General features: G+C 71.2%; 29 protein-coding genes. 19 read left to right on the plus strand and 10 right to left on the minus strand.

Annotated elements, in window-relative coordinates; all coding sequences use genetic code 11:
- Nucleotides 1-56: 56 nt before the first annotated feature.
- Nucleotides 57-3,287 (plus strand): adenylate/guanylate cyclase domain-containing protein, encoded by a 3,231-nt coding sequence (locus VFZ70_13850; protein ID HEX6256884.1) that lies wholly within the window; start codon nt 57-59, stop codon nt 3,285-3,287.
- 4 nt (nt 3,288-3,291) lie between these two features.
- Here the strand turns inward: VFZ70_13850 and VFZ70_13855 are convergent, their stop codons facing one another.
- Complete coding sequence (locus VFZ70_13855) at nt 3,292-4,044, minus strand: phosphotransferase (protein HEX6256885.1); 753 nt, start codon at nt 4,042-4,044, stop codon at nt 3,292-3,294.
- 162 nt (nt 4,045-4,206) lie between these two features.
- Here VFZ70_13855 and VFZ70_13860 point away from each other — a divergent pair, with 162 nt between their 5' ends.
- The 14 genes from VFZ70_13860 to VFZ70_13925 all read left to right on the plus strand — a co-directional run bounded on the left by VFZ70_13860 (nt 4,207) and on the right by VFZ70_13925 (nt 14,991).
- Nucleotides 4,207-4,605 carry a helix-turn-helix transcriptional regulator gene (locus VFZ70_13860; GenBank protein HEX6256886.1) on the plus strand — a complete coding sequence of 133 codons (399 nt, stop codon included), beginning with the start codon at nt 4,207-4,209 and terminating at the stop codon, nt 4,603-4,605.
- 3 nt (nt 4,606-4,608) lie between these two features.
- Nucleotides 4,609-5,394, plus strand: coding sequence for a molybdate ABC transporter substrate-binding protein (gene modA / locus VFZ70_13865; GenBank protein HEX6256887.1), 786 nt, complete (start codon nt 4,609-4,611; stop codon nt 5,392-5,394).
- Nucleotides 5,391-6,233, plus strand: coding sequence for an ABC transporter permease (locus VFZ70_13870; protein ID HEX6256888.1), 843 nt, complete (start codon nt 5,391-5,393; stop codon nt 6,231-6,233). The genes modA and VFZ70_13870 overlap by 4 nt, the downstream gene beginning before the upstream one ends.
- Nucleotides 6,234-6,237: 4 nt before the next feature.
- The gene (locus VFZ70_13875; GenBank protein ID HEX6256889.1) at nt 6,238-7,344 is read left to right on the plus strand and encodes an ABC transporter ATP-binding protein; all 1,107 of its coding nucleotides are present in this window, start codon (nt 6,238-6,240) and stop codon (nt 7,342-7,344) included.
- Between the two features lie 49 nt (nt 7,345-7,393).
- The gene (locus tag VFZ70_13880) at nt 7,394-7,798 is read left to right on the plus strand and encodes a cupin domain-containing protein (protein HEX6256890.1); all 405 of its coding nucleotides are present in this window, start codon (nt 7,394-7,396) and stop codon (nt 7,796-7,798) included.
- Between the two features lie 19 nt (nt 7,799-7,817).
- Nucleotides 7,818-8,252 carry a helix-hairpin-helix domain-containing protein gene (locus VFZ70_13885; GenBank protein ID HEX6256891.1) on the plus strand — a complete coding sequence of 145 codons (435 nt, stop codon included), beginning with the start codon at nt 7,818-7,820 and terminating at the stop codon, nt 8,250-8,252.
- 76 nt (nt 8,253-8,328) lie between these two features.
- Nucleotides 8,329-9,534: a hypothetical protein gene (locus VFZ70_13890; GenBank protein ID HEX6256892.1), complete on the plus strand. Its 1,206-nt coding sequence runs from the start codon at nt 8,329-8,331 to the stop codon at nt 9,532-9,534.
- Between the two features lie 180 nt (nt 9,535-9,714).
- Nucleotides 9,715-10,122 carry a nitroreductase family deazaflavin-dependent oxidoreductase gene (locus VFZ70_13895; GenBank protein ID HEX6256893.1) on the plus strand — a complete coding sequence of 136 codons (408 nt, stop codon included), beginning with the start codon at nt 9,715-9,717 and terminating at the stop codon, nt 10,120-10,122.
- A gap of 73 nt (nt 10,123-10,195) precedes the next feature.
- Entirely contained in the window at nt 10,196-10,648 is a 453-nt protein-coding gene (locus VFZ70_13900) for a hypothetical protein (GenBank protein HEX6256894.1), read from the plus strand.
- Nucleotides 10,649-10,928: 280 nt separating this feature from the next.
- On the plus strand, nt 10,929-12,452 hold the full coding sequence (locus tag VFZ70_13905; GenBank protein HEX6256895.1) for a M28 family metallopeptidase: 1,524 nt from the start codon (nt 10,929-10,931) through the stop codon (nt 12,450-12,452).
- 132 nt (nt 12,453-12,584) lie between these two features.
- On the plus strand, nt 12,585-13,076 hold the full coding sequence (locus VFZ70_13910) for a PspC domain-containing protein (protein HEX6256896.1): 492 nt from the start codon (nt 12,585-12,587) through the stop codon (nt 13,074-13,076).
- Nucleotides 13,073-13,717 carry a LiaF domain-containing protein gene (locus tag VFZ70_13915; GenBank protein ID HEX6256897.1) on the plus strand — a complete coding sequence of 215 codons (645 nt, stop codon included), beginning with the start codon at nt 13,073-13,075 and terminating at the stop codon, nt 13,715-13,717. The genes VFZ70_13910 and VFZ70_13915 overlap by 4 nt, the downstream gene beginning before the upstream one ends.
- Nucleotides 13,714-13,893, plus strand: coding sequence for a hypothetical protein (locus VFZ70_13920; protein HEX6256898.1), 180 nt, complete (start codon nt 13,714-13,716; stop codon nt 13,891-13,893). The genes VFZ70_13915 and VFZ70_13920 overlap by 4 nt, the downstream gene beginning before the upstream one ends.
- Nucleotides 13,894-14,004: 111 nt before the next feature.
- Nucleotides 14,005-14,991 carry a YihY/virulence factor BrkB family protein gene (locus VFZ70_13925; GenBank protein HEX6256899.1) on the plus strand — a complete coding sequence of 329 codons (987 nt, stop codon included), beginning with the start codon at nt 14,005-14,007 and terminating at the stop codon, nt 14,989-14,991.
- A 63-nt stretch (nt 14,992-15,054) separates the two neighbouring features.
- Here VFZ70_13925 and VFZ70_13930 read toward each other — a convergent pair whose 3' ends face one another.
- On the minus strand, nt 15,055-15,435 hold the full coding sequence (locus VFZ70_13930) for a carboxymuconolactone decarboxylase family protein (GenBank protein ID HEX6256900.1): 381 nt from the start codon (nt 15,433-15,435) through the stop codon (nt 15,055-15,057).
- Nucleotides 15,436-15,752: 317 nt separating this feature from the next.
- Here VFZ70_13930 and VFZ70_13935 point away from each other — a divergent pair, with 317 nt between their 5' ends.
- On the plus strand, nt 15,753-17,744 hold the full coding sequence (locus VFZ70_13935; GenBank protein ID HEX6256901.1) for an FAD-binding monooxygenase: 1,992 nt from the start codon (nt 15,753-15,755) through the stop codon (nt 17,742-17,744).
- A gap of 581 nt (nt 17,745-18,325) precedes the next feature.
- On the opposite strand, the gene VFZ70_13940 is transcribed toward VFZ70_13935, so the two are convergent.
- Genes VFZ70_13940 through VFZ70_13950 form a run of 3 tightly spaced genes read right to left on the minus strand, consistent with a single transcriptional unit; the run spans nt 18,326 to nt 21,186 of the window.
- The gene (locus VFZ70_13940) at nt 18,326-18,457 is read right to left on the minus strand and encodes a hypothetical protein (GenBank protein HEX6256902.1); all 132 of its coding nucleotides are present in this window, start codon (nt 18,455-18,457) and stop codon (nt 18,326-18,328) included.
- A 42-nt stretch (nt 18,458-18,499) separates the two neighbouring features.
- Nucleotides 18,500-19,747, minus strand: coding sequence for a DUF2652 domain-containing protein (locus VFZ70_13945; GenBank protein ID HEX6256903.1), 1,248 nt, complete (start codon nt 19,745-19,747; stop codon nt 18,500-18,502).
- A gap of 35 nt (nt 19,748-19,782) precedes the next feature.
- On the minus strand, nt 19,783-21,186 hold the full coding sequence (locus VFZ70_13950) for an NAD(P)/FAD-dependent oxidoreductase (GenBank protein ID HEX6256904.1): 1,404 nt from the start codon (nt 21,184-21,186) through the stop codon (nt 19,783-19,785).
- Nucleotides 21,187-21,623: 437 nt separating this feature from the next.
- On the opposite strand from VFZ70_13950, the gene VFZ70_13955 reads away from it, so the two are divergent.
- Nucleotides 21,624-22,499, plus strand: a complete 876-nt coding sequence (locus VFZ70_13955) for a class I SAM-dependent methyltransferase (protein HEX6256905.1) — start codon at nt 21,624-21,626, stop codon at nt 22,497-22,499.
- A 158-nt stretch (nt 22,500-22,657) separates the two neighbouring features.
- Here VFZ70_13955 and VFZ70_13960 read toward each other — a convergent pair whose 3' ends face one another.
- The 5 genes from VFZ70_13960 to VFZ70_13980 all read right to left on the minus strand — a co-directional run bounded on the left by VFZ70_13960 (nt 22,658) and on the right by VFZ70_13980 (nt 25,488).
- Entirely contained in the window at nt 22,658-24,268 is a 1,611-nt protein-coding gene (locus VFZ70_13960; protein ID HEX6256906.1) for a DUF389 domain-containing protein, read from the minus strand.
- Nucleotides 24,269-24,293: 25 nt separating this feature from the next.
- Nucleotides 24,294-24,452 (minus strand): hypothetical protein, encoded by a 159-nt coding sequence (locus VFZ70_13965; protein ID HEX6256907.1) that lies wholly within the window; start codon nt 24,450-24,452, stop codon nt 24,294-24,296.
- Nucleotides 24,452-24,580, minus strand: a complete 129-nt coding sequence (locus VFZ70_13970; protein ID HEX6256908.1) for a helix-turn-helix domain-containing protein — start codon at nt 24,578-24,580, stop codon at nt 24,452-24,454. The genes VFZ70_13965 and VFZ70_13970 overlap by 1 nt, the downstream gene beginning before the upstream one ends.
- Before the next feature lie 5 nt (nt 24,581-24,585).
- Nucleotides 24,586-24,903, minus strand: a complete 318-nt coding sequence (locus tag VFZ70_13975; protein HEX6256909.1) for a hypothetical protein — start codon at nt 24,901-24,903, stop codon at nt 24,586-24,588.
- Nucleotides 24,904-25,038: 135 nt separating this feature from the next.
- Complete coding sequence (locus tag VFZ70_13980) at nt 25,039-25,488, minus strand: hypothetical protein (protein HEX6256910.1); 450 nt, start codon at nt 25,486-25,488, stop codon at nt 25,039-25,041.
- Between the two features lie 334 nt (nt 25,489-25,822).
- On the opposite strand from VFZ70_13980, the gene VFZ70_13985 reads away from it, so the two are divergent.
- Together VFZ70_13985 and VFZ70_13990 are read left to right on the plus strand one after the other, a co-directional pair.
- Nucleotides 25,823-26,032 (plus strand): hypothetical protein, encoded by a 210-nt coding sequence (locus VFZ70_13985; GenBank protein HEX6256911.1) that lies wholly within the window; start codon nt 25,823-25,825, stop codon nt 26,030-26,032.
- 119 nt (nt 26,033-26,151) lie between these two features.
- Entirely contained in the window at nt 26,152-26,505 is a 354-nt protein-coding gene (locus tag VFZ70_13990; GenBank protein HEX6256912.1) for a hypothetical protein, read from the plus strand.
- Nucleotides 26,506-26,633: the final 128 nt, after the last annotated feature.

Here is a 26,633-nt window from a genome sequence, read left to right on the forward strand (position 1 = left end):
GGCGTCGGTGGCGCTACATTCGTCGTGACGCAACCCGGTCTGCCACTGGCGGCGCCATGGTCTGTCCGCACTGCGGCACCCACAACGACGCCGGCGAGCTCGCATGCGCGGCCTGCGGCTCGCCGCTGCGCACGGACGCCCCGCGCCCGGAACGTCGGTACGCGACGGTGGTGTTCGCCGACCTCGTCGGGTTCACGGCCTTCGCGGAGGACCGCGATCCCGAGGATGTGCACGCGGTCGTCGACCGGTGCCTGTCGATGCTCGGCGCGGTGGTCGCGGAGCACGGTGGATCCGTGACGCGGGTCATCGGCGATGAGGTCATGGCGTTGTTCGGCGCGCCGGTCGCCCACGGTGACGATGCCGAGCGTGCAGTGCGTGCGGCGCTTGTCATGCAGCAGCGCATGTCAGCGGATGGGCACCTGGCCGGTGGGTTCCAGCTGCGGGTTGGCATCAACACTGGCGTCGTGCTGTACGCGCCGCTCGGCCCGGACGCCACCCGGCGCCCGACCGTGATGAGCGACGCGGTCAACATCGCAGCGCGTCTGCGCAGTGAGGCGGAACCGGCGGGTGTGCTCGTCGGTCGCGAGACCTATCGCACGACGCGGCACGCCATCGACTACGCGGACACGCGCATGGTCACCGTCCGCGGCAAGTCGGCCCCGCTGCCGGCGTGGACAGCGTTGCGCGCACGACCCCGGTCCCAGACAGCGTCGCCGTGGACGCTCCCGCTGGTCGACCGGACCGCCGAGATGGCGACGCTGCAGGACGCCTGGCGCGATGTGTGCACGACCGATGCCGCGCGTGTCGTCGCAGTCGTCGGCTCGGCGGGCATCGGCAAGTCGCGGCTCGTGGAGGCGTTCAGGGAGCAGCTCGATCACGAGACCGCGCGTGTGCTGCGGGGCTGGGCACTGGCCTACGGGACCGGGACCGGCTACGGGCCGCTGTCGCACCAGCTCCGCGCCGACGCCGGCGTGACCGACGGCCAGCGGATGCCCGAGGCGCGGACGCTGCTGTGGGCCCGCATGCGCCAGATCATCGCGGACGCCGACGAGCTCGACGAGGCGCAGTTGGCGGCCCTCGCGGGCCTCTCGAGCGGGGAGGCGATCGCCGAACGCCAGGGACTGCTGGCGTTCGCCAGGCGGTACCTCGCGGCGCTCGCGCGCAGGCGTCCCACCGCGCTGGTCTTCGAGGACATGCACTGGGCCGATCCCAGCGTGCTGGATCTGATCGAGCTGGTCGCCACGCGTACGCGCGACGCGCCGTTGCTGGTCGTCGTGGTCGCCCGACCCGAGCTGTTCGACATGCGACCGTCCTGGCGCACCGACGCGATGCCGATCCGCATCGTGCCGCTCGAGCCTCTGGGCCACGACGACGCGCGCCAGCTCGTCAGCGCGGCGGTTGCCGACGACGCCACGAACGGTGACGCCGCTGCGGTCATCGATCGCGCGGGCGGCAACCCGTTGTTCATCCTGGAGCTGGTCGCGGCGGCGCAGGGAGGCACGGCCACGGCCGACAACGTTCCGCCCACCGTGCAGAACCTCATCGCCTCGCGGCTCGACGCGCTCAGGGAGGACTGCCGGCAGCTCGCGCTGGCAGCGGCGGTCGTCGGCAAGGCATTCTCGCGCGACGACGTGGTCGCCCTGCGCGCCGACGCCGTCGACGTGCACGTGGACGCGCAGCTCGACGCGTTGATCGACGCGGGCGTGATCCAGCGCGCCGCGACGCGGACCGACCGGTACGCCTTCAACCACGACCTGATCCGCGACACCGCGTACGAGACCCTCGCGCGCTCGACGCGCCGCCACTACCACGCGCAGATCGCGCGGCGCCTCGAAGCGGCGCACGCCGGCACCGTCGACGAGCTCGCGGGTCAGGTGGCCTACCACTGGCTGCGCACGGACGACCCGGTGGCGGCCGTCCCGTACCTCGTCGCGGCGGCCGAGCGTGCGAGTCACGCGTGGGCCACGCAGGAGGCTGCGGCCTTGTACAGCCAGGCGCTGGAGGTGCTTCCGGACGACGATGAACGCCGACCGGGGTTGCGGCTCGCGCACGCCATCGCGCTGACCGATGCCGGGGACCTGACGCGGGCGTGTGACGCGTTCGCGGCGCTGATCGGCGATCTGTCCGGGGCCGAACGCGTCGAGGCGCTGATCCAGTGGTCGAAGGCGGCGTTCTGGACCATGGACACCGCCGGGGCGCAGCGTCTCGCGCGGCGGGCGAAGGAGGAGGCGGAGACGATCGGCGCCGTGCCGCACGCGCGCGCGGCGGTCCACCTGTGCAACGCGTTGTCGTCGCTGGAGACGCGCACGGCCGAGGGTGTCGCGGAGGGGGAGGCGATCATCCGGTCGTGGCCGGCCGACGCTCCGACACGCGATCGTGGCTCCATGCTCAGCATGCTCTCCGTCTACCACTACTGGGTGGGTGACTTCGGCGCCTCGATCGACCGGGGGCGCGAGGGCTATCAGATCAGCCGGGACCTGCGCAGCCTCGACGACATGCTGTTGGCGTCCAGCCATCTCGCGCTCGGTCTCACCGGCGCGGGCCGCCACGTCGAGGCGCTGCAGGTGTGCCGGGACGCCGCCGCCGACGGGTTGGCGCACGAGCTGATCCCGCGGTTCACCGCCCGCCTGTTCAACATGTGGGCGAACGCGTTGCGCGAGCTCGGCGACCTCGACGGTGCGCGCCGGCGCAGCGAGGAGGCGATCGAGCTGGGTGAGCGGGCGGCGTTTCCGCCGCCGATCGTCCAGGCCCGCATAGACCTGCTCTACGCCGACCTGGCCGCGGATGAGTTCGGTCGGGCGTCGCGGCTCTGGCCCGAGCTCCACGCGCAGGCCGCGGCGATGAAGGCCTGGCACAACTGGTTGACCATCGGTCGGTTGGCGACGGCCCGCGCGGAGATCCTTCTGGCCACGTCGGAGCCCGAGGTCGCGGCCGAGGCGGCGCACGAGGCGATCGATCACGCGCGCCGTGTGGGACGCCGCAAGTACGAGGTGGCGTCGCGGCAGGTGCTCGGGTCCGCGCTGCTGGCGCAACGGCGTCCCCGTGACGCGGTGGGCGTGTTCGAAGTCTGCCTGCGCGACGCGTCCACGCTCGGTCAGCCGACCGCCGTCATGCGGGCCGCCGCGGGCCTGCGTGATGCGGCGTTCGCAGCCGGTGAGGACGACCGTGCGGAGGTCGCCGACGGCGTCGCGCGCGACGCGCTGCGTTCGTTCCTGGACCGGGTGGGCGACCAGTGGCGGGACCACGTGCTGTCGACACCGGCCGGACGCGCGGTCGCGCGCGCGTAGGTCGCTACGGCTGCACCGCGCTGCGCAGGGTGGTCGCGTTGACGCGTACGTACGTGGCGGCGGCCCGCATGGCGGGTACGAACGCCCCCAGCCGCACCAGTGCAGGGTCGTCGCGCCGCTGTGCCGAGGTGACCGCCGCGACGGTGGCGGCGATCCGGCGGGTGACCACGCCGATGACGTCGACGTCGGCGGGCATGCCGTAGGCCGCGCACAGCACACGCAGCCGTTCGGCCTGGTCGTCAACGGTCAGGTCGATGCCGTGGTTGCGTGCCCGCACCGGGTCCATCAGCGGCACGGTCATCCACGCAGCGTGCGCGAGGTCCCACTCGGGGCGGGCCGGGGCCGCCAGGTCCCAGTCAATGAGCCCGACGATCCGCATCCCGTCGAACACGAGGTTCGGCGGGCCGACGTCGTTGTGGCACACGATCTCCCCTGGGCCCGGCGCGCCGGTCCCGGTGCGCCATCGCGCGTCGGGTGGGACGACGACATCGCGGACCGCCTCGTGGTAGTCGCGCAGGAGGTGGCCCACGCTGATCAGGACGCGATCGTCCCACGCCCACGACGGCCACGGCGGCCTGCCCACGGTCTGGCCGTCGATCCAGTCGAGCACCTCACAGCCGTCCGGGTCCACGCCGTGGAGCCGGGGCGAGGCAGGAAAGCCGACCGTGGCGAGGTGCTCCAGCACCCGGTGCACGCTCGCGCTCCACGGTCCGGTCGGTCGTCGGACGGTGTCACCGACACGGCGGATCGTGGTCATCCATCCATCGAGCGGGGTCTCGTCTGCGGGCACGGGCCGGTCCGATCACCCATTGGTGCTCCATGGTCGAGCCTATGCGCGTCGCCGCCCTCTCCTCAACGCACCGAACCATACCTATGGATTTCGTTGCATTTACACAATTGCCTAGGTATTGTTCGCGGCGTGGCGGAGGATGGGCTTCGGATCGGCCAGGCGGCGACGCTGCTCGGCGTCAGCGTGGACACGCTGCGCCGGTGGGAGGACCAGGGTCGGGTCGAGCTCGCGCGCAGCGACGGCGGCCAGCGGTTGGTGCCGTTGCCAGAGGTCCAACGCCTGCTCGGGGAGCGTCGCACGCCGTCGCGGGTGATCGCGGCGTCGTCGGCGCGCAACCAGCTGGACGCGATCGTGACGCGTGTGGTCTCAGGCGTTGCTGCGGCGACCATCGAGATGCAGGCCGGTCCGTACAGGCTCGTCGCGCTGACGACCGCCGAGAGCGTCGACGAGCTCGCGTTGGACATCGGCACGCGTGTCGTCGCCTCGGTCAAGGCCACCAATGTCATCGTCGGACTTCCCAGGGAGTAGGCGTTGGCGGACCGCGTCGTCGGGTGTCTCCTGCTCGCCCTGATGCTCGCCGCGTGCGCTGGTTCCGGGTCGGCGGCGCCGACCACGGGACGGACGGCATCGTCGGACGCGTTGGCCGGCACCGTGACCGTGTTCGCCGCGGCGTCGCTGACCGATGCGTTCGAGGCGATCGGGGAGCGGTTCGAGCAGGCGCATCCCGACGTGGACGTGGCGTTCAACTTCGCCAGCAGCTCGACCCTGGCGACGCAGATCACCGAGGGCGCGCCCGCGGATGTGTTCGCCTCGGCCGACCAGGCGCAGATGGACGTGGTCGACGATGCGGGCGGCATCGTGGGGGAGCGCGTCGACATCGCACGCAACAGCCTGCAGATCGCCGTCGAGCCCGGCAATCCGATGGGGATCGCGGGCCTCGACGATCTCGCACGCGCCGACGTGACCGTGGTGCTCGCGGCCGAGGAGGTCCCCGCCGGGGAGTACGCCCGTCAGGTCCTCGACGCACAGCGGGTCGCGGTCGATCCGGCGTCGCTGGAGACCGACGTGCGCGCCGTCCTGTCCCGTGTGGCGTTGGGTGAGGCCGATGCGGGCGTGGTCTACACCAGCGACGTCGAGTCGGCGGACGGCGCTGTCGAGGGCGTGGTCATCCCGCCGGACCGCAACGTTGCGGTGACGTATCCGATCGCCACGGTGACCGATGCGCCCAACCCGGCTGCGGCCGACGCGTTCGCGGGCCATGTGACCTCCGACGAGGGTCTGGCACTGCTGCGCGCCGCCGGGTTCTCGGCGCCATGAGGGTGGGTGCCGGCGAGGGCCGGGGGATGGCCTGGGAGCGGGTGGCGTCTCGGCGGTCGCGGGTCGGTCTGCAGGCGGTGATGGGCTGGCTGGGGCTGGGTGCCATCGCCCTGCTGCTCCTGCCCCTCGTCGGTCTGCTGGTCAACACCCCGTGGACGCGCTTCGGTGAGCTGATCGGCGATGCGACCGTGCGGTCGGCGCTGCGCCTGTCGCTCGTGACCTCGTTGACCGCGTTGGCCGTGTCGACGATTCTCGGCGTGCCGCTCGCCTGGCTGCTCGCGCGACGCGAGTTCCCTGCGAAGACCCTGCTGCGGGCGCTCTGCGTGCTGCCGATGGTGCTGCCACCGGTGGTCGGCGGCGTGGCCCTGCTGCTCGCGTTCGGCCGCCGGGGTCTGATCGGTCAGCCGCTGGACGCCCTGACCGGCATCACACTGCCGTTCTCCGCCGCGGGCGTCGTGCTGGCCGAGACGTTCGTCGCCATGCCGTTCCTGATCGTGACGGTCGAGGCTGGGCTGCGATCGATGGACCGCCGCTACGAGGACGTCGCCGCGACCCTAGGTGCCGGCCGGTGGCTGGTGTTCCGACGCGTGACGCTTCCGCTGCTGGGTCCGTCGCTCGGTGCCGGCATGGCGCTGTGCTGGGCCAGGGCACTCGGCGAGTTCGGTGCCACCATCACGTTCGCCGGCAACCTTTCCGGACGCACGCAGACCATGCCTCTGGCGGTGTACCTGGAGCTCGAACGCGACGTCGACGCGGCGATCCTGCTCAGCCTGCTCCTGCTCACCGTGTCGGTGATCGTCCTGGTTGCGCTGCGCGGCCGCTACCTCGGCGTCGGCTGACGCGATGAGGGACGCGTCTGCATCGACGGCCGCCGTGGCCGAGGGCGTCGCAGGTACCGACGGTTTGGTGGCCCGTGTCACGGTCGACCGCGGGTCGTTCCTGCTCGACGTGGCACTGGAGGTCGGCGCCGGCGAGGTCATCGCGCTGCTCGGCCCCAACGGTGCCGGCAAGACCACGCTGTTGCGCACCCTCGCCGGCCTCGGCGGACTGCGGTCCGGACGTGTCGTGATCGCCGGCCGCACGCTGGACGACACGGCTGCGGGTGTCCGCCTGGCGCCGGAGGACCGCGGCGTCAGCGTGGTCTTCCAGGACCACCTGCTGTTCCCCCACCTCGATGCGCTCGACAACGTGGCGTTCGGACTGCGCGCCCGCGGGATGTCGTCGCGTGACGCCCGTGCGCGTGCCGTGGAGTGGGTGGCGCGGGTCGGGTTGTCAGATGTCGCGCACCACCGCCCCGACCAGTTGTCGGGTGGCCAGGCCCAACGCGCGGCGCTGGCACGCGCGCTGGCCTACCAGCCGGACCTGCTGCTGATGGACGAACCGTTGTCGGCACTCGACGTCGAGGCACGCCTCGCGATCCGGCGCGCCCTCCGCGGTCACCTGGATGCGTTCGCCGGGCCGGCCATCGTCATCACGCACGACCCTGTCGAGGCCATCGCCCTGGCAAACCGTCTGGTCATCCTCGAGGCAGGGAGGATCGTCCAGGACGGATCGATCGACGACGTCACGCAGCGGCCCCGGTCGGCGTGGGTCGCCGGGCTGGTGGGCCTCAACCTGTATCGGGGGCGGGCGGACGGCACCACCGTCCGCCTGCCGTCGGCACAGCGGATCGTCACCGCGACGGCGGCGCGTGGGGACGTGTTCGCCGCCGTGCATCCCACCGCCGTCGCGCTGTACCGTGCCCGACCGGACGGGACGCCACGCAACGTGTGGACCGGGACCATCGACGGGTTCGACGTGCACGGCGACCGTGTGCGCGTCCACGTCGCCGGGCCGCTGCCGATCGTCGCCGAGGTCACCCCGGCGGCGGTCGCCGCCCTCGACCTGGGCATCGGCGGCGACGTCCACGTCTCGGTCAAGGCCACCGAGGTCAACATCTATCCCGCATGATCACCGATGACGAGCGCCCACGACGCCACCCGACACGCGAGGACGTCCGATGAAGATCGTTCGAGCGGCCGACGTGACCGCACGCACCGCTGATACGCGGAAGTGGACGGCGGGGGTGTGGCGCGCGGACATCCTGGTGACCCGGAGCGACGGTCTGCGCAGCAACCGCTTCACGTATGCCCCGGGCAGCCGCTCGCACTGGCACATCCACGACGGCGAGCAGGCGATCATCGTGGTCGACGGCCGTGGCCTCATCCAGTGGGAGGGCCTCGACGCCGCCGAGATCCTCGCGCCGGGGGATTGGGTGCACGTCAGCCCCGGCGTCGCGCACTGGCATGGCGCCGTGCCCGACGAGGTCTTCACCCATCTGGCCGTGACGGCCTCGGGACCGACCCGGTGGCTGCACGCTGTCGACGACGACACCTACACGGCGAGCCTTCCGGATGCCGGGTGACGGCGAGCGAGGCCCGACGGTGACCGACAACCACGACGTCGCGCGGCTGCTGTACGAGCTGGGTGCGCTCAGCGAGCGGCTCGACGACCGCACCCGACGGTTCCGCGCGAACGCCTATCGCCGCGCGGCCGCCACCGTCGCCGGTCTCACCGAGGACGTGTTCGCCCTGTCCATCGAGGAGTTGACCGCGCTGCCCGGTGTGGGCGCCGGTACCGCCGCACGGATCGATGAGTTCCGTCGGACGGGCACGATCGAGCGGCTCGAGCACCTGCGCGCGTTGGACCCGTACGGTGCCGAGGAGCTCCTGCGCGTGCCGGGGCTCGGGCCGACGACGGTGGTCAAGCTGCGCGACGCCCTGGATGTCCGGGACGTCGCCGGGCTGCGCGCCGCGCTCGATGCCGAGCGGGTGCGCACCGTGCGGGTTCGGACCTGCCACCGAGCGACGGCTGCGTGAGGCGCTGCGCGACCTGGACCTCCACCGCCGGCAGCCCGGCCTGCCGATCGCGGACGCCGTCGGCCACGCGGCGCGAATGAGTCGCATGGTCCGCGGTCTCGACGGCGTGGCCTCGGTGTCGTGGGCGGGTGATCTCGGGCGTCTGACGGACACGGTCGGCGTGATCGATCTCGTGGTCGCTTCCGACACACCGGACAGCGTGGTGCGCGCCGCCGTCCAGCTGCCGGCGATTCGCGAAGCGATCGACGTGGACAACTCGACGGCGACCGTGCAGACCTTCGAGGGACCGCGCGTGCGTGTGACCGTTGTGCCACCCACCCGGCTCGGTCTCGCCCTGGTGCATGCGACGGCGGACTCCCGCCACTGGCGGGGCCTGCAGGCATTGGCGACCGTGCGATCCATGCGGCTGACCGCCGACGCCATGCACGGACCGGGGGAGACCCTGCTCGACACCCCGGACGCCGACACGGTGTACCGCGCGCTCGACCTGCAGCCCGTGCCCGCGGAGCAGCGCGACGGCACCGACGAGCTCGACCTGGCGCGCGCCGGCCGGTTGCCCCGCTGCGCCGATGTCGGGGACCTGCGCGGCGACCTGCACGACTGGTCCGGCGACGGCCGGATGACGATGCGAGAACTGCTGGACGCCGCCGTGGCCCGAGGCTGGGAGTACGTCGCCATCACCGACCATGCCGAGGACCTGCGGATCAACGGCCTGGACCGGGCGACGATGCGCCGCCAGCGGGACGAGCTTCAGGCGCTGCGCCGCGGCAACGACGATCTCGCCGTACTGCACGGCGCCGAGCTGAACATCGGTCCGGACGGGTCGGTCGACTACGACCCGGACTTCATCGCCGGCTACGACTGGACGGTGGCCAGCGTCCACTCGCTGTTCGGCCTCGACGTCGCCGAGCAGACCGCCCGCGTCGTCGCGGCGATCCGCAACCCTGGCGTGCACGCCATCGGGCACCTGACCGGCCGGCGCATCGGTCGTCGACGCGGGATCCGCGTCGACGTCGACGCCGTCCTCGACGCGTGCGCCGGCACGGGGACCGCGCTGGAGGCCAACTGCCACCTCGACCGGCTGGACGCGCCCGCCGACGTGCTCCGTGAGGCCGCGGCGCGCGGCGTCCACGTCGTGATCTCCACCGACGCCCATCGGCTCGGTGATCTCGACAACCACCGTTGGGGCGTGCGGCTCGCCCGCCGCGGCCGCGTGCCACGCGATCTGGTCGCCAACACCTGGCCCGCCGAACGCTTCCTCGACTGGACCCGCTCACGCTGACCTCGACTCGGGCGGCGTTTCGGCAGCCCTCGGAGTGCCGCCATCCGTGCCGAGCAGCCTCGGGCGGGTAGCGTTGCTGCGACGCGAGCTGAGCCCCGCGCAGGGTTGTGGCGGCGTGGGACTGCGGATTCACCGGCCGCCGGTGACCGACGACGACCGACGATGGGGAGGCCCCGGCCGATGTTGTACGGCGAGGAGCATGTGCGCAGGTATCGTGAGACCGCGGGCGAGATCGGTCACGAATGGCAGCCGGGGGTGTTCACGCTGCTGTTGACCACGACGGGACGCAGGACGGGCGACCGCTACACGACGCCGTTGATCTACCGCGAGGACGGACCCCGGTACGTCGTCGTCGCATCGAACGGCGGTGCCGACGAGCACCCTGACTGGTACCACAACCTTCAGCATGAGCCTGAGGTTGAGGTCCAGGTGGCCGATCAGATCATTGCTGCCACCGCTCGCACGGCGTCGAGCGAGGACAGGTCCCGGCTGTGGCCCGCGATGACTGAGGTGTGGCCCGACTACGACGATTACACGCAACGGACCGACCGTGACATCCCGCTCGTGGTGCTCACACCGCGGTCCTGATCGGGGCGGCGGGTCTCATCGCGGGGTCGGCACGCGCCACCGGCCGTGTCCCGCACGCGTGAGAGGACGGTGCGTGTTCGTACCTGACGACTTCGACCCACCGACGTCCCTGCATGCGACGTCGCCCGCGGGTGTGGCGTTCCGCCTCGAGCCGCTGGGTGTCGAGCACAACGAGCGCGACCATCGCGCGTGGATGTCCAGCATCGACCACATCCGGACCAGCCCTGGGTTCGAGGGGCGGCGGTGGCCACACACGATGTCACTGGATGAGAACGCAGAGGACCTGTCCGGGCACGCGGAGGACTTTGCCGCGCGGCGGGGGTTCACCTACACGGTGCTCGATGCGCAGGATGACGTGATCGGCTGCGTCTACATCTATCCCGACGACGATCCGGCACATGACGCCGACATCCGGTCATGGGTGCGTGCCGACCACGCCGACCTCGACATGGTGGTCCGGACGGTCGTCGCGACGTGGGTGCGTCACGCCTGGCCCTTCGCGGGTGTCAGGTATGCAGGGGTCTGAGGTCCGGCGCCTCGGACCGTGCGCGTCGAAGCGACGGCACCCGATCCGACTCTCAGCCGTGCCGGTCGCACGCTCGGAGCCTGCCGACGGCAGTTGCAGTGCGGCGGACGCAAGGTCCCCGTGTCCGAGTCTCGCAATCCACGTGTTGACGGGAATGTGGTCGTCGGCGAGAGTGCATGCTCGGTCGTGGCCGCGCGGTGCGGGCGACGTGAGAAGACGGGATCGGTCAATGCGTCGGTGGTCGTCCGCACGAGTGGTTCTGCTGACGTTGGCAGTCCTGATGGCGAGTGCGGTTCCCGCCGCCTCCGCGCCGAACAACAACAACTCGGAGAAGCTGCGTCGGGCGGTCACCGTCGACGGCATCCTCGAGCACGAGCAGGCGTTCCAGTCCTTCGCCGAGGCTGGGGGCGACAACCGCCTGTCAGGTGCGCCCGGCTACGAGGACTCGGTCGACTACGTCGCCGATCGTGCCGAGGCCGCGGGCTATGACGTCGAGGTCCAGGAGTTCGAGTACGACCTGAGCTTCCTGGCCGACTGGGAGGCGCCGATCCTCAGCGTGGTCGGCGGCACCGACTTCGTGGCGGGAATCGCCGGGGCCAGCCTCGGTGGCGACTTCGGGTCGATGTTCAAGAGCACCACGTATGGCACAGACATCACGGCCCCTGTGTGGGCCATCGATCTCGTGCTACCACCCGGCGATGCGCCGAACACGAGCACGAGTGGCTGTGAGGCGTCCGACTACGACGGCGTACCCGAGGGCGCGATCATCATCGTCCAGCGGGGGACCTGCACGTTCGCGCAGAAGTTCACCCTTGCTGACGCGTCGCCGGCGGGCGGGATGGTCTTCATCAACGAGGGCCAGCCCGGCCGCACCACCCCGCTGTGGTTCAACTTCGACGGCTTGGAGATCCCCACCTTCGCGGCGACCGTGGAGACCGGAACCGCGCTCGCGAACGGCGTGTCGAGCGGCGACACGGGGTTGACCGCACGCTTCAAGATCGATTGGCGTCCCGGCACCTACACCACGCGTAACGTCATCGCAGAGACGCCCGGTGGTGACGCCGACAACGTCATCGCGGTCGGTGCCCACCTCGACAGCGTCGGTGTCGGCGCGGGCATTCAGGACAACGGGTCGGGATCCGCGACGATCCTCGAGATCGCCGAGGGGATGGCCAAGGTGAAACCGCGCAACAAGGTGCGGTTCCTGTGGTTCGGTGCGGAGGAATCCGGTCTGCTGGGTTCGACGTTCTACGTCAACAACCTCTCCGCGGAGCAGCAGTCACAGATCGCGGCGATGCTCAACTTCGACATGATCGCGTCGCCGAACTTCGTCCGGTTCGTGTACGACGGCGATCTTTCGGATTCGGAACCGCCGCCCAGCGGTGCGCCCGAGGGCTCCGCGCAGATCGAGGAGCTGTTCCTCGACTACTTCGAGAGCCAGGACCTGCCCGTCGAACCGACCGAGTTCTCCGGCCGCTCCGACTACGGGCCGTTCATCGAGGCCGGCATCCCCGCCGGGGGCCTGTTCACCGGCGCCGAGGGCATCAAGACCCAGGAGCAGGAGGAGATCTACGGTGGCATCGCGGGTGAGCAGTACGACCAGTGCTACCACCTGTCGTGCGACACGATCGACAACCTGAGCCTCGACGCCCTCGATCAGATGAGTGACGCCGCTGCGCACGCCACCATCTCCCTGGCGCAGAGCACCGAAGCGATCAATGAAAGACGTGGCAAGGGCAACTTCAACGTCAAGCCCGACCACGACGTGCCCGCCCCGACCGACATGGCGGCCATGCCGCGGTAGAACCGCGCGACCCGACGTTCGGTGGTCCGGGACACGGCCGTTCGTCGGCCGGCCCCGGGACCTCTGACCGTGCCGACGGAACCGTGTGCCCGCCACGCTGCTCACACGGAGCGTGGCGAGGAACGAAACGACATGAGTACCGCATCGCCATTTGACGCTGACGCGCCGACACCCGACGGCACCGTGCGGGACGACGCGACGGCTCCCGACCGTCCGATGATCGACGACGGTTCTCCGGTGGACTCGCCGCCTGAGCGCGTCCCGCTGCGGCGGTCGACCACGGACAAGGTGGTCGCTGGTGTGGCGGGTGGCCTGGGACGCTACCTCGGTATCGACCCGGTGATCATCAGGATCGCCCTCGTCGTGCTGGCGCTGACCGGCGGATCGGGCGTCCTGCTGTACATCATTGGCTGGATCGCGATCCCGGAGGAGCAGCCAGGCGAGGTGCCGGCGGGGGTCGTGTCGCCGGACCGCAACCACGGCATCATCGTGTTGGGCGGGGTGCTGATGATCGCCGGGGGGCTGCTGTTCGCCGACCGGCTGATCCCGTCGTTCGCGACCTTCATGGGTCCGCTGATCCTGGTCGGCCTCGGCGCGGCGCTTGTCGTGGGAGCGCGGCGGTGAGCACCGCTCCCGCACCGGTCCCGATCCCAGATCGGCAGGAACCAGCATGGGGCCGGCTGCTGTGGGGTGTCGTACTGGTCGGCGCCGGCGTGCTCTGGCTGTTGGACGCCGCCGACGTCGTGGACGTCACCTTCCCGCGCATGATCGCCCTGGCCCTGATCGGTGTCGGGATCGTCACCCCGTTCGTCCCGGTGCGTGAGCACGGAGGCGTCATCGGGCTCGGCATCGTGCTGGTGGTGCTCGCGCTGATCACCGTGGTGGCCGGTCCGGCCGCCGATGTCACGGTGTTCCGCAGCGGCGCCGGCAACGTGACCCTCGCACCCGCGTCGGCCAGCCAGGTGCGCGAGACCTACGAACACGGTGCCGGAAACGTCACCGTCGACCTGCGCGACATCACGTTCCCCGTCGGCACGACGGCGACGGCCGTACGCCTCGGAGCCGGTGAGCTGACCATCCGGGTGCCCGACGACGTCTCGGTGCAGGTCGACGCCAGCGCCGGCATGGGCGAGGTCGTCGTCGACGAGCAGGAGCGGGCGGGTGTCGCGCCGTCGTTCAGCGGGGAGCTCGCCGGGACGTCGTCGTCGCGGGTGCTCAGCCTCGACGTCTCCGTCGGTGTCGGACGCATCGAGGTGACACGATGAGCCGTTCCGGATTGGCGTGGGGCACGGTGTTCGTGCTGGTCGGCGTGTTCGCGCTGCTGGCCGATCTGGGTGTCTGGGAGACCCGGCCCGACTGGATGTGGCCGTTGTTCCTCGTGGCACTTGGCGTTGCGCTGGTCGTCGGCGGCCTGCTGCCCACCAGGGACAGGTCCTCCTGAGGGCGATCTCCTGGCTCGTCGCGCACCCGTCGGCTCGCCGGGCGTCCCTCGCCGCGGCGTCGAGACGCGGCATCGTCGACGGACCACGCCGTGTCGCGCAGGATGGCTGTCATGGAGCGGATCCAGCAGCTGTTGCGAGCGGTCGACCGGTTCCAACAACGGCACGGCGTGCCGGCGTTCGTGGTCGGGGTCGTCAAGAAGTTCGGTGACGACCAGGGCGGCAAGCACGCCGCGCTGCTGGCCTACTACGGCTTCGTCTCGCTGTTCCCACTCCTGCTGGTGCTCGGGACCACGATGGCGTACGTCGTGGAGAACGACCCGGATCTGCAGCAGCGTGTGATCGACGCGGTGGTGGCGCAGTTCCCGGTGGTGGGCCTGCAGTTGCGGGGCAGCATCGGGACCATCCGGGGGTCGGGGCTCGGGCTGCTGATCGGGGTGCTCGGCACGCTCTGGGGCGGTCTGGGCATCACCCAGACCGCGCAGGACGCGATGAACGCGGTGTGGAACGTGCCGAGGAGGGATCGTCCCAATTTCTGGTTGCGGCTGGTGCGCAGCGGTGGCGTCCTGCTGTTGGCAGCCGCGGCGCTGTTCGGCGCGACGTGGCTCGCGGGCCACGGCGCCGTCGTGCCCGGTGTGCTGGGCTCGTTGGTCTCGCTGTTGGGTTCGCTGCTGGTCAACATGGTGATCGTGGCGGCACTGTTCAGGCTGCTGACCGCGGTTGACGTGTCCTGGCTGCGTCTCGCGCCCGGTGCTGCCGTCGCGGCGGTCGCGTGGAGCATGGTCCAGGCCCTGGGCGTCCTGATCGTGACGCAGCAGGTGGCGCGGGCGAACCTGCTGTACGGGGTCTTCGCCGTCGTCCTCGTCCTGTTGTCATGGATGCTGCTGACGGGCCGGATCCTGATCTACGCCGCCGAGATCAACGTCGTCCTCGCGCGGCGTCTGTGGCCCCGGAGCCTCCTGCAGCCGCCGCTCACGGCGCAGGACATGCGCGCGCTCACCGCTCTCGCACGGACGGAGCAGCTGCGACCGGAGCAGCACGTCGAGGTGACGTTCAGGTCGGGGCCCGACGAGACCGACGACCCTCGACCGCCGGGCTGAGCATGAAGGCGGCGTGACCGGAACGCCCGCGGCTGGCCAGCAACCACCCGTCCCGTGGAGGTGTCAGTCGGCGTTCGCAAACTCGCGGAACGCCTCGAGCGCTCGCGGGGCGTAGTCGCTGGCCGCTGGGCCACCGCCCAGGAGGATGGTGACGCTCAGGGTCTCGGCGACCTCCGCCTCGCTGGCGCCCCGCCGTGCGGCGCCGCGCGCGTGGTAGGCGATGCATCCCTCGCAGTGCTCGGACACAGCGAGCGCCAGGGCGATGAGCTCCTTGTGCTTCGCTGACAGCGCGCCATCTGTCATCGTGGCCTGCGAGGTGTCGAGGAACCCCTTGAACGCGTCTGGAATCTGCCGGCGCAACCGCTTGGTCGGTTCGCGCAGATCCCGCAGATACTGATGCGCGTCTGTGCCGTGGCTCGTACGGTGCTCGTTCGTGGCGGTCATCTGCGGCCTCCCTGTTTCCGGGCCACCAACGACGGGCGGTCGTTGCCGCGCCGTCGCCGTCCGCGGCGCTCGGCGTTCCACCGCGGACTCCACCCACCATGTGACGCCCGGCGAGACGTGGCCGGGACCATCGTCCGCGCTCGATGGGGTCGTCCAGTCCGGTGAACGATCGACGCCACGCTCTGGTTGGTCGCGCCGTCCCGGTCGTTCCCGCCCTTCGGTCAGATCCTGGCCGCTCACCACGCGCATGATCGAACATGGAGACCGCGGGGCACACGACGGTGCGCGCTGACGCCAAGCCAGGGAGGACGGAGGCCATGCAGTTCCATCTGAACGGGTTCAGGTCCGGCGATCCGGCGGTCGCGGAAGCATCGGCGCCCGATGATGGGGCGGGACGGCCCGACGGCCTCCCCGACGAGGTGGACGTCCTGATCGTCGGCTGTGGTCCCGCGGGACTGACACTGGCCGCGCAGCTCGCGCAGTTCGGGTCGATCAGGACGCGGATCGTCGAGCAGAAGCCGGGGCGACTGCTGGTGGGTCAGGCCGACGGCATCGCCTGTCGTACGCTGGAGATGTTCGGCGCCTACGGCTTCAGCGAGCGGGTGCTCAGGGAGGCCTACTGGGTCAACGAGACCGTGTTCTGGAAGCCGGACGAGCGGGATCCGACCCGGATCGCGCGGAGCAGCAGGATCCAGGACGTCGAGGACGGCTTGTCGGAGTTCCCGCACGTCATCCTCAACCAGGCACGGGTGCACGACTTCTTCCTCGACGTCATGCGCAACGCGCCGACCCGGCTTGCACCCGACTACTCGCGGCGTCTGCTCGACCTTGCGATCGGGCCCACGTCATCCGTCGGGGACGGCGCATCAGATGCGGGGGAGGGCGGATACGCGGCGACCGCCACGCTCGAGCGCCGTGACCCTCAACATGAAGGGGAGGTCGAGACCGTTCGGGCGCGCTACGTGGTCGGATGCGACGGCGCGCGGAGCACTGTGCGCAGGGCCCTCGGCCTGGCCCTCCACGGCGACTCGGCCAACCAGGCGTGGGGCGTGATGGACGTGCTCGCAGTGACCGACTTCCCCGACATCCGGCTCAAGAGCGTCATCCACTCGGCGAACGAGGGCAACGTCCTGATCATCCCGCGGGAAGGTGGCTATCTGGTCCGCCTCTACATCGAGCTCGACGAGCTCAAGGAGGACGAGCGGGTCGCGAACCGCAACATCACCGCCGACCACCTCATCGCCGCAGCGCAGCGGATCCTGCACCCCTACACGCTGGAGGTGCACGAGATCGCCTGGTGGTCGGTCTATGAGATCGGCCAACGGCTCTGCGACCGGTTCGATGACGTCCCGGCCGATGAGATCGACACCCGGCTGCCACACGTCTTCATCACGGGGGACGCCTGCCACACCCACAGCCCGAAGGCCGGCCAGGGCATGAACGTGTCGATGCGCGACAGCTTCAACCTGGGGTGGAAGCTGGCGTCGGTCATCCTCGGGCGGTGCTCGCCACAGCTGCTGCACACGTACTCCGCGGAACGGCAGACCGTCGCGCGCGAGCTGATCGAGTTCGATCGGGAGTTCGCCGCGATGTTCAGCGCGCGGCCGAAGACCTCAGTCGATGACGATGGCGACGGCGTCGATCCGGCCGAGTTCCAGCGCTACTTCGTCCAGCAGGGCCGGTTCACCGCCGGGACGGCGATTCGCTATCACCCGTCGATCATCTCCGCGGAGCTGACGTACCAGCATCTGGCCGCGGGTTTCGAGATCGGCATGCGCTTCCACTCGGCGCCGGTCATCCGTCTCGCGGACGCCAGACCGGTCCACCTCGGTCACACCGTCGAGGCGGACGGCCGATGGCGCGTCTTCGCGTTCGCCGGCGCCGCCGATCCCGACGACCCGTCGTCGGCCATCCAGCGCCTGTGTGCGTACCTTGGCGGCGCACCCGACTCGCCTGTCGGGCGCTACACGCCACCGGGAGCGGACAGTGATGCGGTGATCGACGTCCGGGCTGTGTTCCAGCAGGACCATCGCGAGCTCGCCGTCGCGGCGGTGCCCACCTTTCTCCGGCCCCGCAAGGGTCGGTACGGGCTCATTGACTACCAGAAGGTGTTCTGCGCCGACCTGCGCAGGTGCACCGACCCCGTGGTGCGGAGCGACACAGACATCTACGACCGGCGCGGCATCGACCGCGACCATGGCTGCGTGGTCGTCGTCCGCCCGGACCAGCACGTCGCGCACGTCCTGCCACTCGACGCCCACGCCGAGCTGGCTGCCTTCTTCGATGGCTTCATGATCCCGGCACGCTGAGCCCGCCGGGCTGAGCATGGAGGCGGCGTGACCGGGACGGGCGCGGAGTGCCGTGGCGGTCGGACGGTGACATCGGGGCCGGCACGGTGGAGTGCGTTGCCGAACCGGACGGCATCGGGCGCACGGGTGTCGAAGCCCCGACGATCGCTTCGAGCTGCCCACGGTCGCCGAGGTAGGCGCGCGCCAGTGCGCCGAGTCCGTCGAGGGGCGTGGCGGCCACGTCCCGCAGGGCGGCCCACAGGTCGTCGACACGTTCGGATGCCAGCCGGTAGTGCACATAGGTGCCGGTGCGTCGCGTGGTGACGAGCCGGCGCGCGCGAGCGCGCTACTTCCTGCACCTGCGGGAGGTCAACCGCACCGGGCCGGCGGCATGGCCGCGTGGACCGCCGACGGCTACGCACCGCCACCCTCCCGCTGGTCGGTCCGGGTTACGGCGTGCGGGACCGGCCACTGCTCGTTGTCCGCCAGACGTCCGAGTGGGCCGCCGGACACGTCCCGGCCTGTCGGTGTTCGCGGTGCGCGGCCTGAGCGGCCGCGATGGTCGTGCTCGAGGCCGGCTGCCGAGGAGGGTTGCGCCGTGCTCACCGGGGCCTGCGGGCGCGGAAGTTGACCCCACGCGTGCCGAACTCGGCCACCTCCCTGCGGGGTCTGGCGGCACCCTCGAAGATGTTGGCGCTCCACGTGATCTCGAAGTCCGTGAACCCGGCGGCCACGACCGTGGCCTTGAGCTCTGCCTCCAGCAGAGCCCCTGCGATTCACCCGGTCCACAGATCGATGTCGCGCTTGGCGTCCTCCGGGATCTCCCGCTCGACGGTGATGTCGGCGATCTGCAGCCGTCCACCGGGCCGCAGCACCCGGAAGATCTCCTCGAACACCAGCGACTTGTTCGGCGACAGGTTCACCGACCCGTTGGAGACCACCAGGTCGGCCCAGCCGTCGGAGATCGGCAGCGACTCCGAGAAGCCCGCGCGGAACTCGACCGTGTCGAACCCGGCCGTCGTGGCGCCGGCGCGCGCCTTGTCGAGCATCGCCTCGGTCATCTCGACGCCGATGACATGGCCGGCCGGACCCACCGCCCGTGCCGCGATCAGCGTGTCGAGACCCGCGCCCGAGCCGATGTCGACCACGTACTCACCCTCCGTGGGCATGCCCATCGCGAACGGGTTGCCCGTCCCGGCGAACGACGCGATCACGTCGTCGGGTAGTCCGTCCAGCCACGCCTCGTCGTAGCCGTTGGTCGACAGCGCCGTCCGGCCGGTGTTGAAGTGATAGCCGCGATCGGGGTCGCGGGCGACGGCGGTGTACTCACGGGTGACCTCGTCGCGGAGGATCTGCACCGCGGCGTTGTCGTCGGAGAACCGTGACCGGATGAACGCCGGGTCGTCGCGCACCGTGACTTCGGGCACCACCGTGTACGTCGTGAACGTGCCCGTGTCGAGCACCTCGGTACCTTCGATCACGCGGTCCCCGCCGGGCGCTCCCAGATCGCGGTAGGCCGACTCGGTCATGAGGAAGTACTGCTTCTCGCGGACCGAGTTCTTCGCCAGCCGGTGCAGCGTGATCACGTCCGGACCCGACAGCGTGGGGCGCTGGCCGACCTGTGTGAACAGCGCCTCGCCGGAGTGTGCGACGATCTTCAGCTTGAGGTCGCCGACGACGCGGCAGGCGTTGCAGTTGCAGACCGAGTAGGCGCCGATCTCCACGAGCCGTTGCGCGAACGTGCGGAACAGTCCGCGCACACGGTCCACGAGGCTGGCGCCGCGCCGGCGCCAGATATCGGCGTCGCCGCTCTTGACCGCGTACAGGAACAGCGCGTCACCCTCGACCGCCGAGAGCCGCAGCGGCACGTCGATCTGCCGGATCAGGCTCTCCAGCAGCTCGCCGATGATTGTCTGGCTGTGCCGCAGCGCCGCGTCGTGCTCGATCATGAACTGCGTGTAGCCGCTGATGTCGGCCAACAGCAGCAGCACCGGCTGCGTCGAGCCATCGGTCATCGTCGTCATCGGTGGTCCTTGCTTGGTGCGCGGGCTGCGGCCGGTCAGGTGACCAGCGGCTGGGAGCCCGGGTCGAGGACGGTGACCAGCCCGCGGGCGTAGGCGCCGATGGCCTCGCCGATGCCGCCGTGGAAGGTCGGGAAGGCGTAGATCATGCTGCGGAGGGTGTCGAGCGGTAGCCGGGCATGGACGGCCAGCGCCAGCATGCCCAGCGTCTCGCCGGCCTCGGGGCCGACGGCGGTCGCGCCGACCATCACGCGCTCGTCGCGGTCGACGACCAGCTTGAGGACGCCGGCGTTGCCGGGTCCGTGCAGCCACCCTCGGAAGGTGGCGGGCACCTGCTTGACGACGACGTCCACCGTGAGGCCCTGCTCGCGGGCTGCGGCCTCGGTCAAGCCCACCGCGCAGACCTCTGGATCGGTGAATGTCGCCCGCGGGGGTGGCCGGTCGTCGGCGGCGGTGGGCTCGAGCCGGAGGATGTCGTCGGCGACGATTGCCGCCTGGTGCAGCGCCATGTGGGTGAGCATGGCCGCGCCGGTCACGTCGCCCAGCGCCCACACGCCGTCGGCGACGCGACACCGCCCGTCGATGGGGACATGGCCGGCCGCCGGGTCCACGCCGACCGTGTCGAGGCCGAGGGCGGCGACGTCGATCGTCCTGCCTGTGGCGACCAGCAGCCGCTCGGCACGCACCGTCCCGTCGCCGGTGGTCACCGCGATCTGCCCGTCGCCGGCCGACACCTTCTGGACCGGAGATCCGGCGTGCACGGCGATGCCCTCGCCCGCCAGCGCCGCGGCGACGATGTCCGACGCCTCGGGCTCCTCGGCCGGCAGCAGCCGATCGTGCTGCTCGACGATGGTGACCGCGGCGCCGTACCGGGCCAGCACCTGCCCCAGCTCGCAGCCCACCGTGCCGCCGCCGAGCACGATGACCGAGGTGGGCAGCCTCTCGGCCTGGATCACATCGTGCGTTGTCCAGTAGCCGACGTCGTCGAGCCCGGGGATGGTGGGGATCGCCGGCTGTGAGCCCGTCGCGAGCACCACCCCATGGCGGGCGGTGTAGGTGTCGTCGCCCACGGCCACGGTGCCCGGACCGGTGAGCCTGCCGTATCCGCGGACGAGCGTGCCGCCGCGGTCTTGGAACCGGGCGACGGCCGCGGAGTCGTCCCACCCGCCGGTGACCTCCTGCCGCACCCGTGTCGCCAGGAGCTCCCAGTCGGGCGTGACCTCGGCCCGCCCGGCAACGCCGTTGACGCGGCGCGCCTCCTGCAGCAGGTTCGCGGCGCGGATCATCAGTTTCGACGGCAGGCACGCCCAGTAGGCGCACTCACCACCGATCAGGTTCGGCTCGACGCCGACCACATCAACGCCGGCGCCCAACAGCCGCAGTGCCAGATCCTCGCCGCCGGTCCCGACGCCGACCAGCACGACATCCGCCATGTGCTCCATCCCGCCACCTCCAGGCCGTCCGACCCACGGCCGGCTGACCCCAGCCGGGGGCACCCTCACGCCGTGACGATACTCCACCACCCGCCGTGGCGACCCCGAAACGTAGGAAATGGCGCATCCCGTCCCTTGCCATCGCAGGCCGCAGGCGGGCGCCGCACACCGCATGCGCGCGTCGGGGGTCGACGCCGTGCCCGCACACCCGCCTCGTCTCACGAGCGTCAGGCGCGGGCGGCGGGTGATGAGGTACCGGCGCAGCAGACCCCGCGGGCCGCGTCGACCGCGCCTCGCCTGCCGCTCGGCGAAGTCGTCGGCGCCGACGACGAGCGCGAGCTCGTCCGCCTCCGCGCCCCACTCGCGCACCCACGCCTCCAAGGTCGCGATCTGCCGCCAGACACGCGCGTGACGCCGCACGCGTGCGTGGAAGAATGCGGCTCCTCATGACGCAGCCGGACGAAACCGTGGACGACGACGGACACACCGGGCACGAGGACCGTGCCGAGGACATGGACGTCGGTCCCGGGACCGGACACGGCGCCGCGTGGAGCGCGGCCGCCGACGACTACGACCGCTGGTGGGCGGACCTCGGCGCGCCGGTCTGGGATGTGCTGCTCGACGCAGCGGCGGTAACGCGCGGCACGCGGCTGCTGGACGTTGCGTGCGGGCCGGGGTGGTTCCTGCGCATGGCGGCTGACCGCGGCGCTGTCGTGGCTGGGATCGACGCCGCCGAGCGGATGGTCGAGCTCGCGCGGGCGCGGGTGCCCGAGGCCGATGTCCGCCTCGGGGGCATGGAACGGCTGCCGTGGGCGGCGGCCAGCTTCGATGTCGTCGTCGCGATCAACGCGATCCAGTTCGCCGACGATCCGGTGGACGCGCTCGCGGAGATCGCGCGGGTCGTCGAGCCAGGCGGCAGCGTCGGGGTGTGCGTGTGGGGTCCCCGCGAGGACCGGCACGTGCTGGACATCGACCATGCCGTCCGCGCGCTCGTGCCCAACGACGCCGATGCGCCCGACGAGCCGGAGGACGACCACCCGTCCGTGCCGGACTGGTCCGGCCCCGGCGCAGTCGAGGGGCTGATGCGCGATGTCGAACTGACGCCGACCGACGCGCGGCTGGTCGACACGCCGCTGCTCCTGCACGACCGCCAGATGCTGATCGAGGCGTTCCTGTCGGACCTGCAGCACTCGGAGGCGGCGCACGTCGCCGGGCTCGACGCGGTGCGGGACGCGATCGGAGCGGCGGCCGCCCCCTACCGCCGACCCGACGGGTCGTACCTGATCCCCAACACCTTCAGGACGGTCATCGCCACCGCCTGATGTGGCCACCCGGCGCGTTGGTCACCCTGCGCGTCGTTGAGCAGCCGGAGCACCTGCTCCTCGCCGGTCGGATCGAGGACCCACCGGCGAACACCGACGCCGTGGCCGTCACCTTCGCGGGAGCCCCGGCGACCGCCGTCGGAGCCATGCCGTGTCCGTCAGGGGCGGTCTCCTCCGATGACGTGCACGACCTCCGGTACGAACCGCATCTCGACGACGACCTCGCGATCGAGCTCCTCGACCAGCCTGGCGTGCAGGACCTCAGGCGCCGGTGGCGTGCCCGCACCGTGCACGGTGATGCTGACCCGGTCGCCCTCCACCTCGAGCGCCGCCACGCTGATGCCGTCGGTGCCGTCGAGCCACGCGCTGGCCGCGCGCTGGGATGCCCGCAGTGCCGCCGCGTCGTCGATCAGCCCCTTCGTCGTCAGGCCCAGGGGGATCAGCAGCAGGACGACACCGGTCGCAACGGTGGCATAGGAGGTGCGCACACGCCGGCGTTCGCGCAGGAGCCGGGACCAGTCGACGTATCCGGTGAGCAGGAACACCGCGCTGGCCATCGCCACGATGGCCGTCAGGTTTGTGACGAACAGCAGCATGGCGCCCGCCGCCTGCTCGTAGCTGCCCGCGTAGAGCGTCACCCCGGTCACGGCGAGCGGCGGTACCAGGGCGATCGCTACGGCCACGCCCGGCAGCGCCTCGGAGACGTCGGAGCGGCTCACGGCGAACGCACCGGCAGCTCCGGCGGCGACCGCGATGGCCAGATCGAGCAGGTTCGGAGCCGTACGTGACGTCACCTCGTCGTTCGCGACCACGGTCGGCAGGTCGGGCACGAAGCCGGTGAGCACATAGGCCAGCGCGACCGCCGCGACCGTCGCGACCAGCACGATGCCGCCCGAGCGCAGCGCCCCAGCCGTCCACCCGCGCAACACCGCCGACGCCGTGGCGAGGATCGGCGTCATGAGCGGTGCGATCAGCATCGCGCCGATGACGACGGCCGTGGAGTCGGCGGCGACGCCGAACGTGGCGAGGGCCGTCGACAACGCCATGAGGATGGCGAAGCGGAACAGCCGCCGGCGCCCGTCGTCGCCGTCGAAGAACAACGTCGCGTCGATCCGGTCGCGGTCGACCTGACCCATCTGCCGCGCGGTCAGGTGGCCGGGCAGCCGTCCGCGTGGCGGTGCGTCGGCGCGGGACGCCGCGGCGGTCATCGTGTCGGCGCGTCCGATCGCCGCCGCCACGAGCGATGCGCGGAAGATCCACAACAGGCCGGTGCCGACCACCACGACGCGCACGGTCGCCTCGGGGAACAGCGCGACGACGATCGCCAGCGCCACGGTCAGCACACCTCGGGCCAGCCGGTCATACCGCCGTTCACGTGCCGCTGATCCGAACGCCTGCACCGACTTGACGGCACCGTAGGTGGCGATCAGCGCGGCAGCCACCAGCCCCACCGACTGCGACGTCTCGGACGGCCACGCGACCATGGCCACTCCCGCCGCCGCCGTGAGCCCGCTGCGCCACCAGGGTGCACGATGCCCTCCAACGAGGCGCGGCGCATGCTCGAGCACCGCGATCGCGATCAGCGTGACGCCGACGATCTCGTCGAACAGTTCGGTCACCCCTGAGCGCGCGGCCACCAGCACGACGATGCCGACGGCGGCGATTGCGCCCCGCCACACCACCGGGCTCGCGGCCAGCGCACGCCCGACACCGTCGCGTGCGCGCCGCAGATCCCATCGGTCGCCGCGGTCGGCTGCGTCGGGTCGCATCCGTGTCACGCGCCCGCGTGGCCGCTCACAGGCGACCGCCGCGTTGGGGAGCCACAAGTGCCATCCACCCCCGGAACAGCGGGCGCGCCGCGAGGATCGACGGATCGCGTTCCAGCAGTTGATCGACACGTTCTCGGATCATCTCGCCGGCGTCGGCGGTGACCTCGGCCCGGCACACGCCCATCAGTCGTCGTGCAACGCCAGGAGGTCCAGCGCGATGGACGCGCGCAGTCGCTCGGAGTGGCGCGTGAGATCGAGCCCCGTCAGTTCCTCGGTCTTGTCGAGGCGGTACCGCAGCGTCTTGTGGTGCACGGGGATCAGCTCGGCTGCGTTCTTCTGCTAGCAGTCGCGACCTCCTCCGTCTCCGAGCAGCCCAGCAGGCAGATCGCGCCGAGCGCGGCCTGGCCGGCGCGCACCTGCTGCCCGAACGCCGGCTCGTGCTGGGGGTCGACCCGCAGGCGGACGACCGATGTGTCGTCACCGTTGTCGCGGAGCAGGTGCGTCGTCGGCAACGTGGGAGCCTCGAGGCGCTGTAGCGCGGCGTTGAGGACGGCATCGACCTCGGCGACAGAGGCCGCTGCGCGCAGTGCGGGCACGGCGTCGGTCGGCACCGCAACGGGGTCCGCCGCGGCCATGACGGAACCTTTCTGCTCGGGCACCGTCGCCTCCCATCCTCGCCGTCAGCGACCACCTGCGAGCAGCGTCTTCATGCTAGAGCCGGACTCGAAGGCGCGATAGGCCTGCACGGCAACCTCGAGCGACATCGGTGATCACGGCTGACGGGTCGAACGCCGCGCCCAGTGGTCCGTCGCCACCGACGGCGTCGATGACGGCGTCCGCTCCGCAGCTGCGGTGAGATCGTGCACGAGCCGATCCAGCTCGTCGGGGTCCGAACCGATGCCGCCCAGGCGGTCGGCCATCACACGGCGTTCGGCACGTGGCTCCGAGACGACCACGGCCGCCGCACCGCAGGCCTGGCCGGCCAGGTTGGCCATCTGCCCGACGGGTCCGACACCGATGACGGCGACGACATCACCAGGTCGCATGTCGGCCCGTCGTGCCGCCGCGTACCCGGTCGGCAGTGCGTCGGTCAGCAGCACCGCACGGTCCGACCGCACCCCGTCCGGCAGCACACCGAGGCTGACGTCGGCGAACGGGACGCGCACGGCCTCGGTCCGCGCACCGGCCAGCGGCGGGCCGAACACGCAACCGCCGACCATGAACCTGCGCTCGGTGCATTCCCAGTGGTCGCCCCGGCCGGCACCACCAGCACAGGCCGCACGCCAGGATGTCGCTGCCGACGACGCGGTCGCCGATCTCGAGCCGGCTACCTGCCGTTCCCGGACGACGCCGATCCGCGTCGGTCGAAGGACCGGGTCTTCTGAGCGACGGCGGCGCAGGACCACGCGACGTGACCATCGACGCGCGCGACGACGACCGCTACGCCGTGCTCAACGCCGTCGTGCTCAAGAAGATGGCCACGGCCCCGATGCTGCCAGGTCGATCATCGCCGGGCTCGCCGACGACGGCCTCGTCGCCGCCGTCGGCGAGCAGGTGCCGACCGACGCGGCCGAGCCTGCGCTGGCCGAGGCCGCAGCCGCCCGCTACGCCGACCTGCGCGCCGATCCGGCGATCGCGGACCTGCACGGCGACTTCGAGCGCATCAACCGGCGGTTCCTGGAGGCGATGACGTGGTGGCAGCGGGCCGACGTCGGTGGACAGACGGTGCCCAACACCACCACGACCCCGCCTACGACGCCGTGACCTACCGGGAGCACCACCGCATCCCGCACGACCTCAACCGCCGTCGTCGCGCAGACGATGGTCTTCGGCAACCTCGGGGCGCCTTCGGGCACCGGCGTCGCATTCGAGTCGGCGACGCGATGTGGTTGGACGGCGCGACCGGCGAGGGGTACGTCGGCGCTCTGGCCATGAGCCGGCCCGCCACCTCGAACGTGCACCTCGCCACGCTGCTGCAGCACGCCGACGAGCAGGTCGACGTGACGCTGTTCGCGCGCGCGACCACGGAGGACCAGATCACCGACGCGGTGCGTCGGGGCGCCGACGGCATCGTCACCAGCGTCGATGACGTCTTCGCCACCAGCGGGCCTTCGACGACGCCATGGCCGTGCTCACCGACCAACTGGTGCTCGACCGTCGCGACCTGTCGGCTTTCGAGGAGCTCGTCGCCGCCCAGTTCACGCCGCTGCTGCGCCGTGCCGCCGACGCGCCGCTGACGTTCGGGCGATCGACCTCCTCGCCGACGAGGCGCGGGAGATGCTCACGCAGACCGAGTTGCTGACGACGCATCCCGGCCATGTCCGCCGGCGCCGCTGTCGAGCGCGGGCACGATCTCGCCGCGACC

This window comes from Euzebyales bacterium (assembly GCA_036374135.1).
Taxonomy (GTDB): Bacteria; Actinomycetota; Nitriliruptoria; order Euzebyales; family JAHELV01; genus JAHELV01.

Coding starts and splice junctions, on each gene's coding strand:
- VFZ70_13850 (HEX6256884.1), top strand. CDS start 57: ATGGTCTGTCCGCACTGCGGCACCCACAACGACGCCGGCGAGCTCGCA.
- VFZ70_13855 (HEX6256885.1), bottom strand. CDS start 4,044: ATGACCACGATCCGCCGTGTCGGTGACACCGTCCGACGACCGACCGGA.
- VFZ70_13890 (HEX6256892.1), top strand. CDS start 8,329: ATGAGTCGCATGGTCCGCGGTCTCGACGGCGTGGCCTCGGTGTCGTGG.
- VFZ70_13965 (HEX6256907.1), bottom strand. CDS start 24,452: ATGGGCGTGTGCCGGGCCGAGGTCACCGCCGACGCCGGCGAGATGATC.
- VFZ70_13945 (HEX6256903.1), bottom strand. CDS start 19,747: ATGACGACGATGACCGATGGCTCGACGCAGCCGGTGCTGCTGCTGTTG.
- VFZ70_13975 (HEX6256909.1), bottom strand. CDS start 24,903: ATGGCCGCGGCGGACCCCGTTGCGGTGCCGACCGACGCCGTGCCCGCA.
- VFZ70_13925 (HEX6256899.1), top strand. CDS start 14,005: ATGGAGCGGATCCAGCAGCTGTTGCGAGCGGTCGACCGGTTCCAACAA.
- VFZ70_13990 (HEX6256912.1), top strand. CDS start 26,152: ATGTGGTTGGACGGCGCGACCGGCGAGGGGTACGTCGGCGCTCTGGCC.
- VFZ70_13950 (HEX6256904.1), bottom strand. CDS start 21,186: ATGGAGCACATGGCGGATGTCGTGCTGGTCGGCGTCGGGACCGGCGGC.
- VFZ70_13875 (HEX6256889.1), top strand. CDS start 6,238: ATGAGGGACGCGTCTGCATCGACGGCCGCCGTGGCCGAGGGCGTCGCA.
- VFZ70_13920 (HEX6256898.1), top strand. CDS start 13,714: ATGAGCCGTTCCGGATTGGCGTGGGGCACGGTGTTCGTGCTGGTCGGC.
- VFZ70_13905 (HEX6256895.1), top strand. CDS start 10,929: ATGGCGAGTGCGGTTCCCGCCGCCTCCGCGCCGAACAACAACAACTCG.
- VFZ70_13880 (HEX6256890.1), top strand. CDS start 7,394: ATGAAGATCGTTCGAGCGGCCGACGTGACCGCACGCACCGCTGATACG.
- VFZ70_13895 (HEX6256893.1), top strand. CDS start 9,715: ATGTTGTACGGCGAGGAGCATGTGCGCAGGTATCGTGAGACCGCGGGC.
- VFZ70_13955 (HEX6256905.1), top strand. CDS start 21,624: ATGACGCAGCCGGACGAAACCGTGGACGACGACGGACACACCGGGCAC.
- VFZ70_13870 (HEX6256888.1), top strand. CDS start 5,391: ATGAGGGTGGGTGCCGGCGAGGGCCGGGGGATGGCCTGGGAGCGGGTG.
- VFZ70_13960 (HEX6256906.1), bottom strand. CDS start 24,268: ATGCGACCCGACGCAGCCGACCGCGGCGACCGATGGGATCTGCGGCGC.
- VFZ70_13980 (HEX6256910.1), bottom strand. CDS start 25,488: ATGGTCGGCGGTTGCGTGTTCGGCCCGCCGCTGGCCGGTGCGCGGACC.
- VFZ70_13910 (HEX6256896.1), top strand. CDS start 12,585: ATGAGTACCGCATCGCCATTTGACGCTGACGCGCCGACACCCGACGGC.
- VFZ70_13935 (HEX6256901.1), top strand. CDS start 15,753: ATGCAGTTCCATCTGAACGGGTTCAGGTCCGGCGATCCGGCGGTCGCG.
- VFZ70_13930 (HEX6256900.1), bottom strand. CDS start 15,435: ATGACCGCCACGAACGAGCACCGTACGAGCCACGGCACAGACGCGCAT.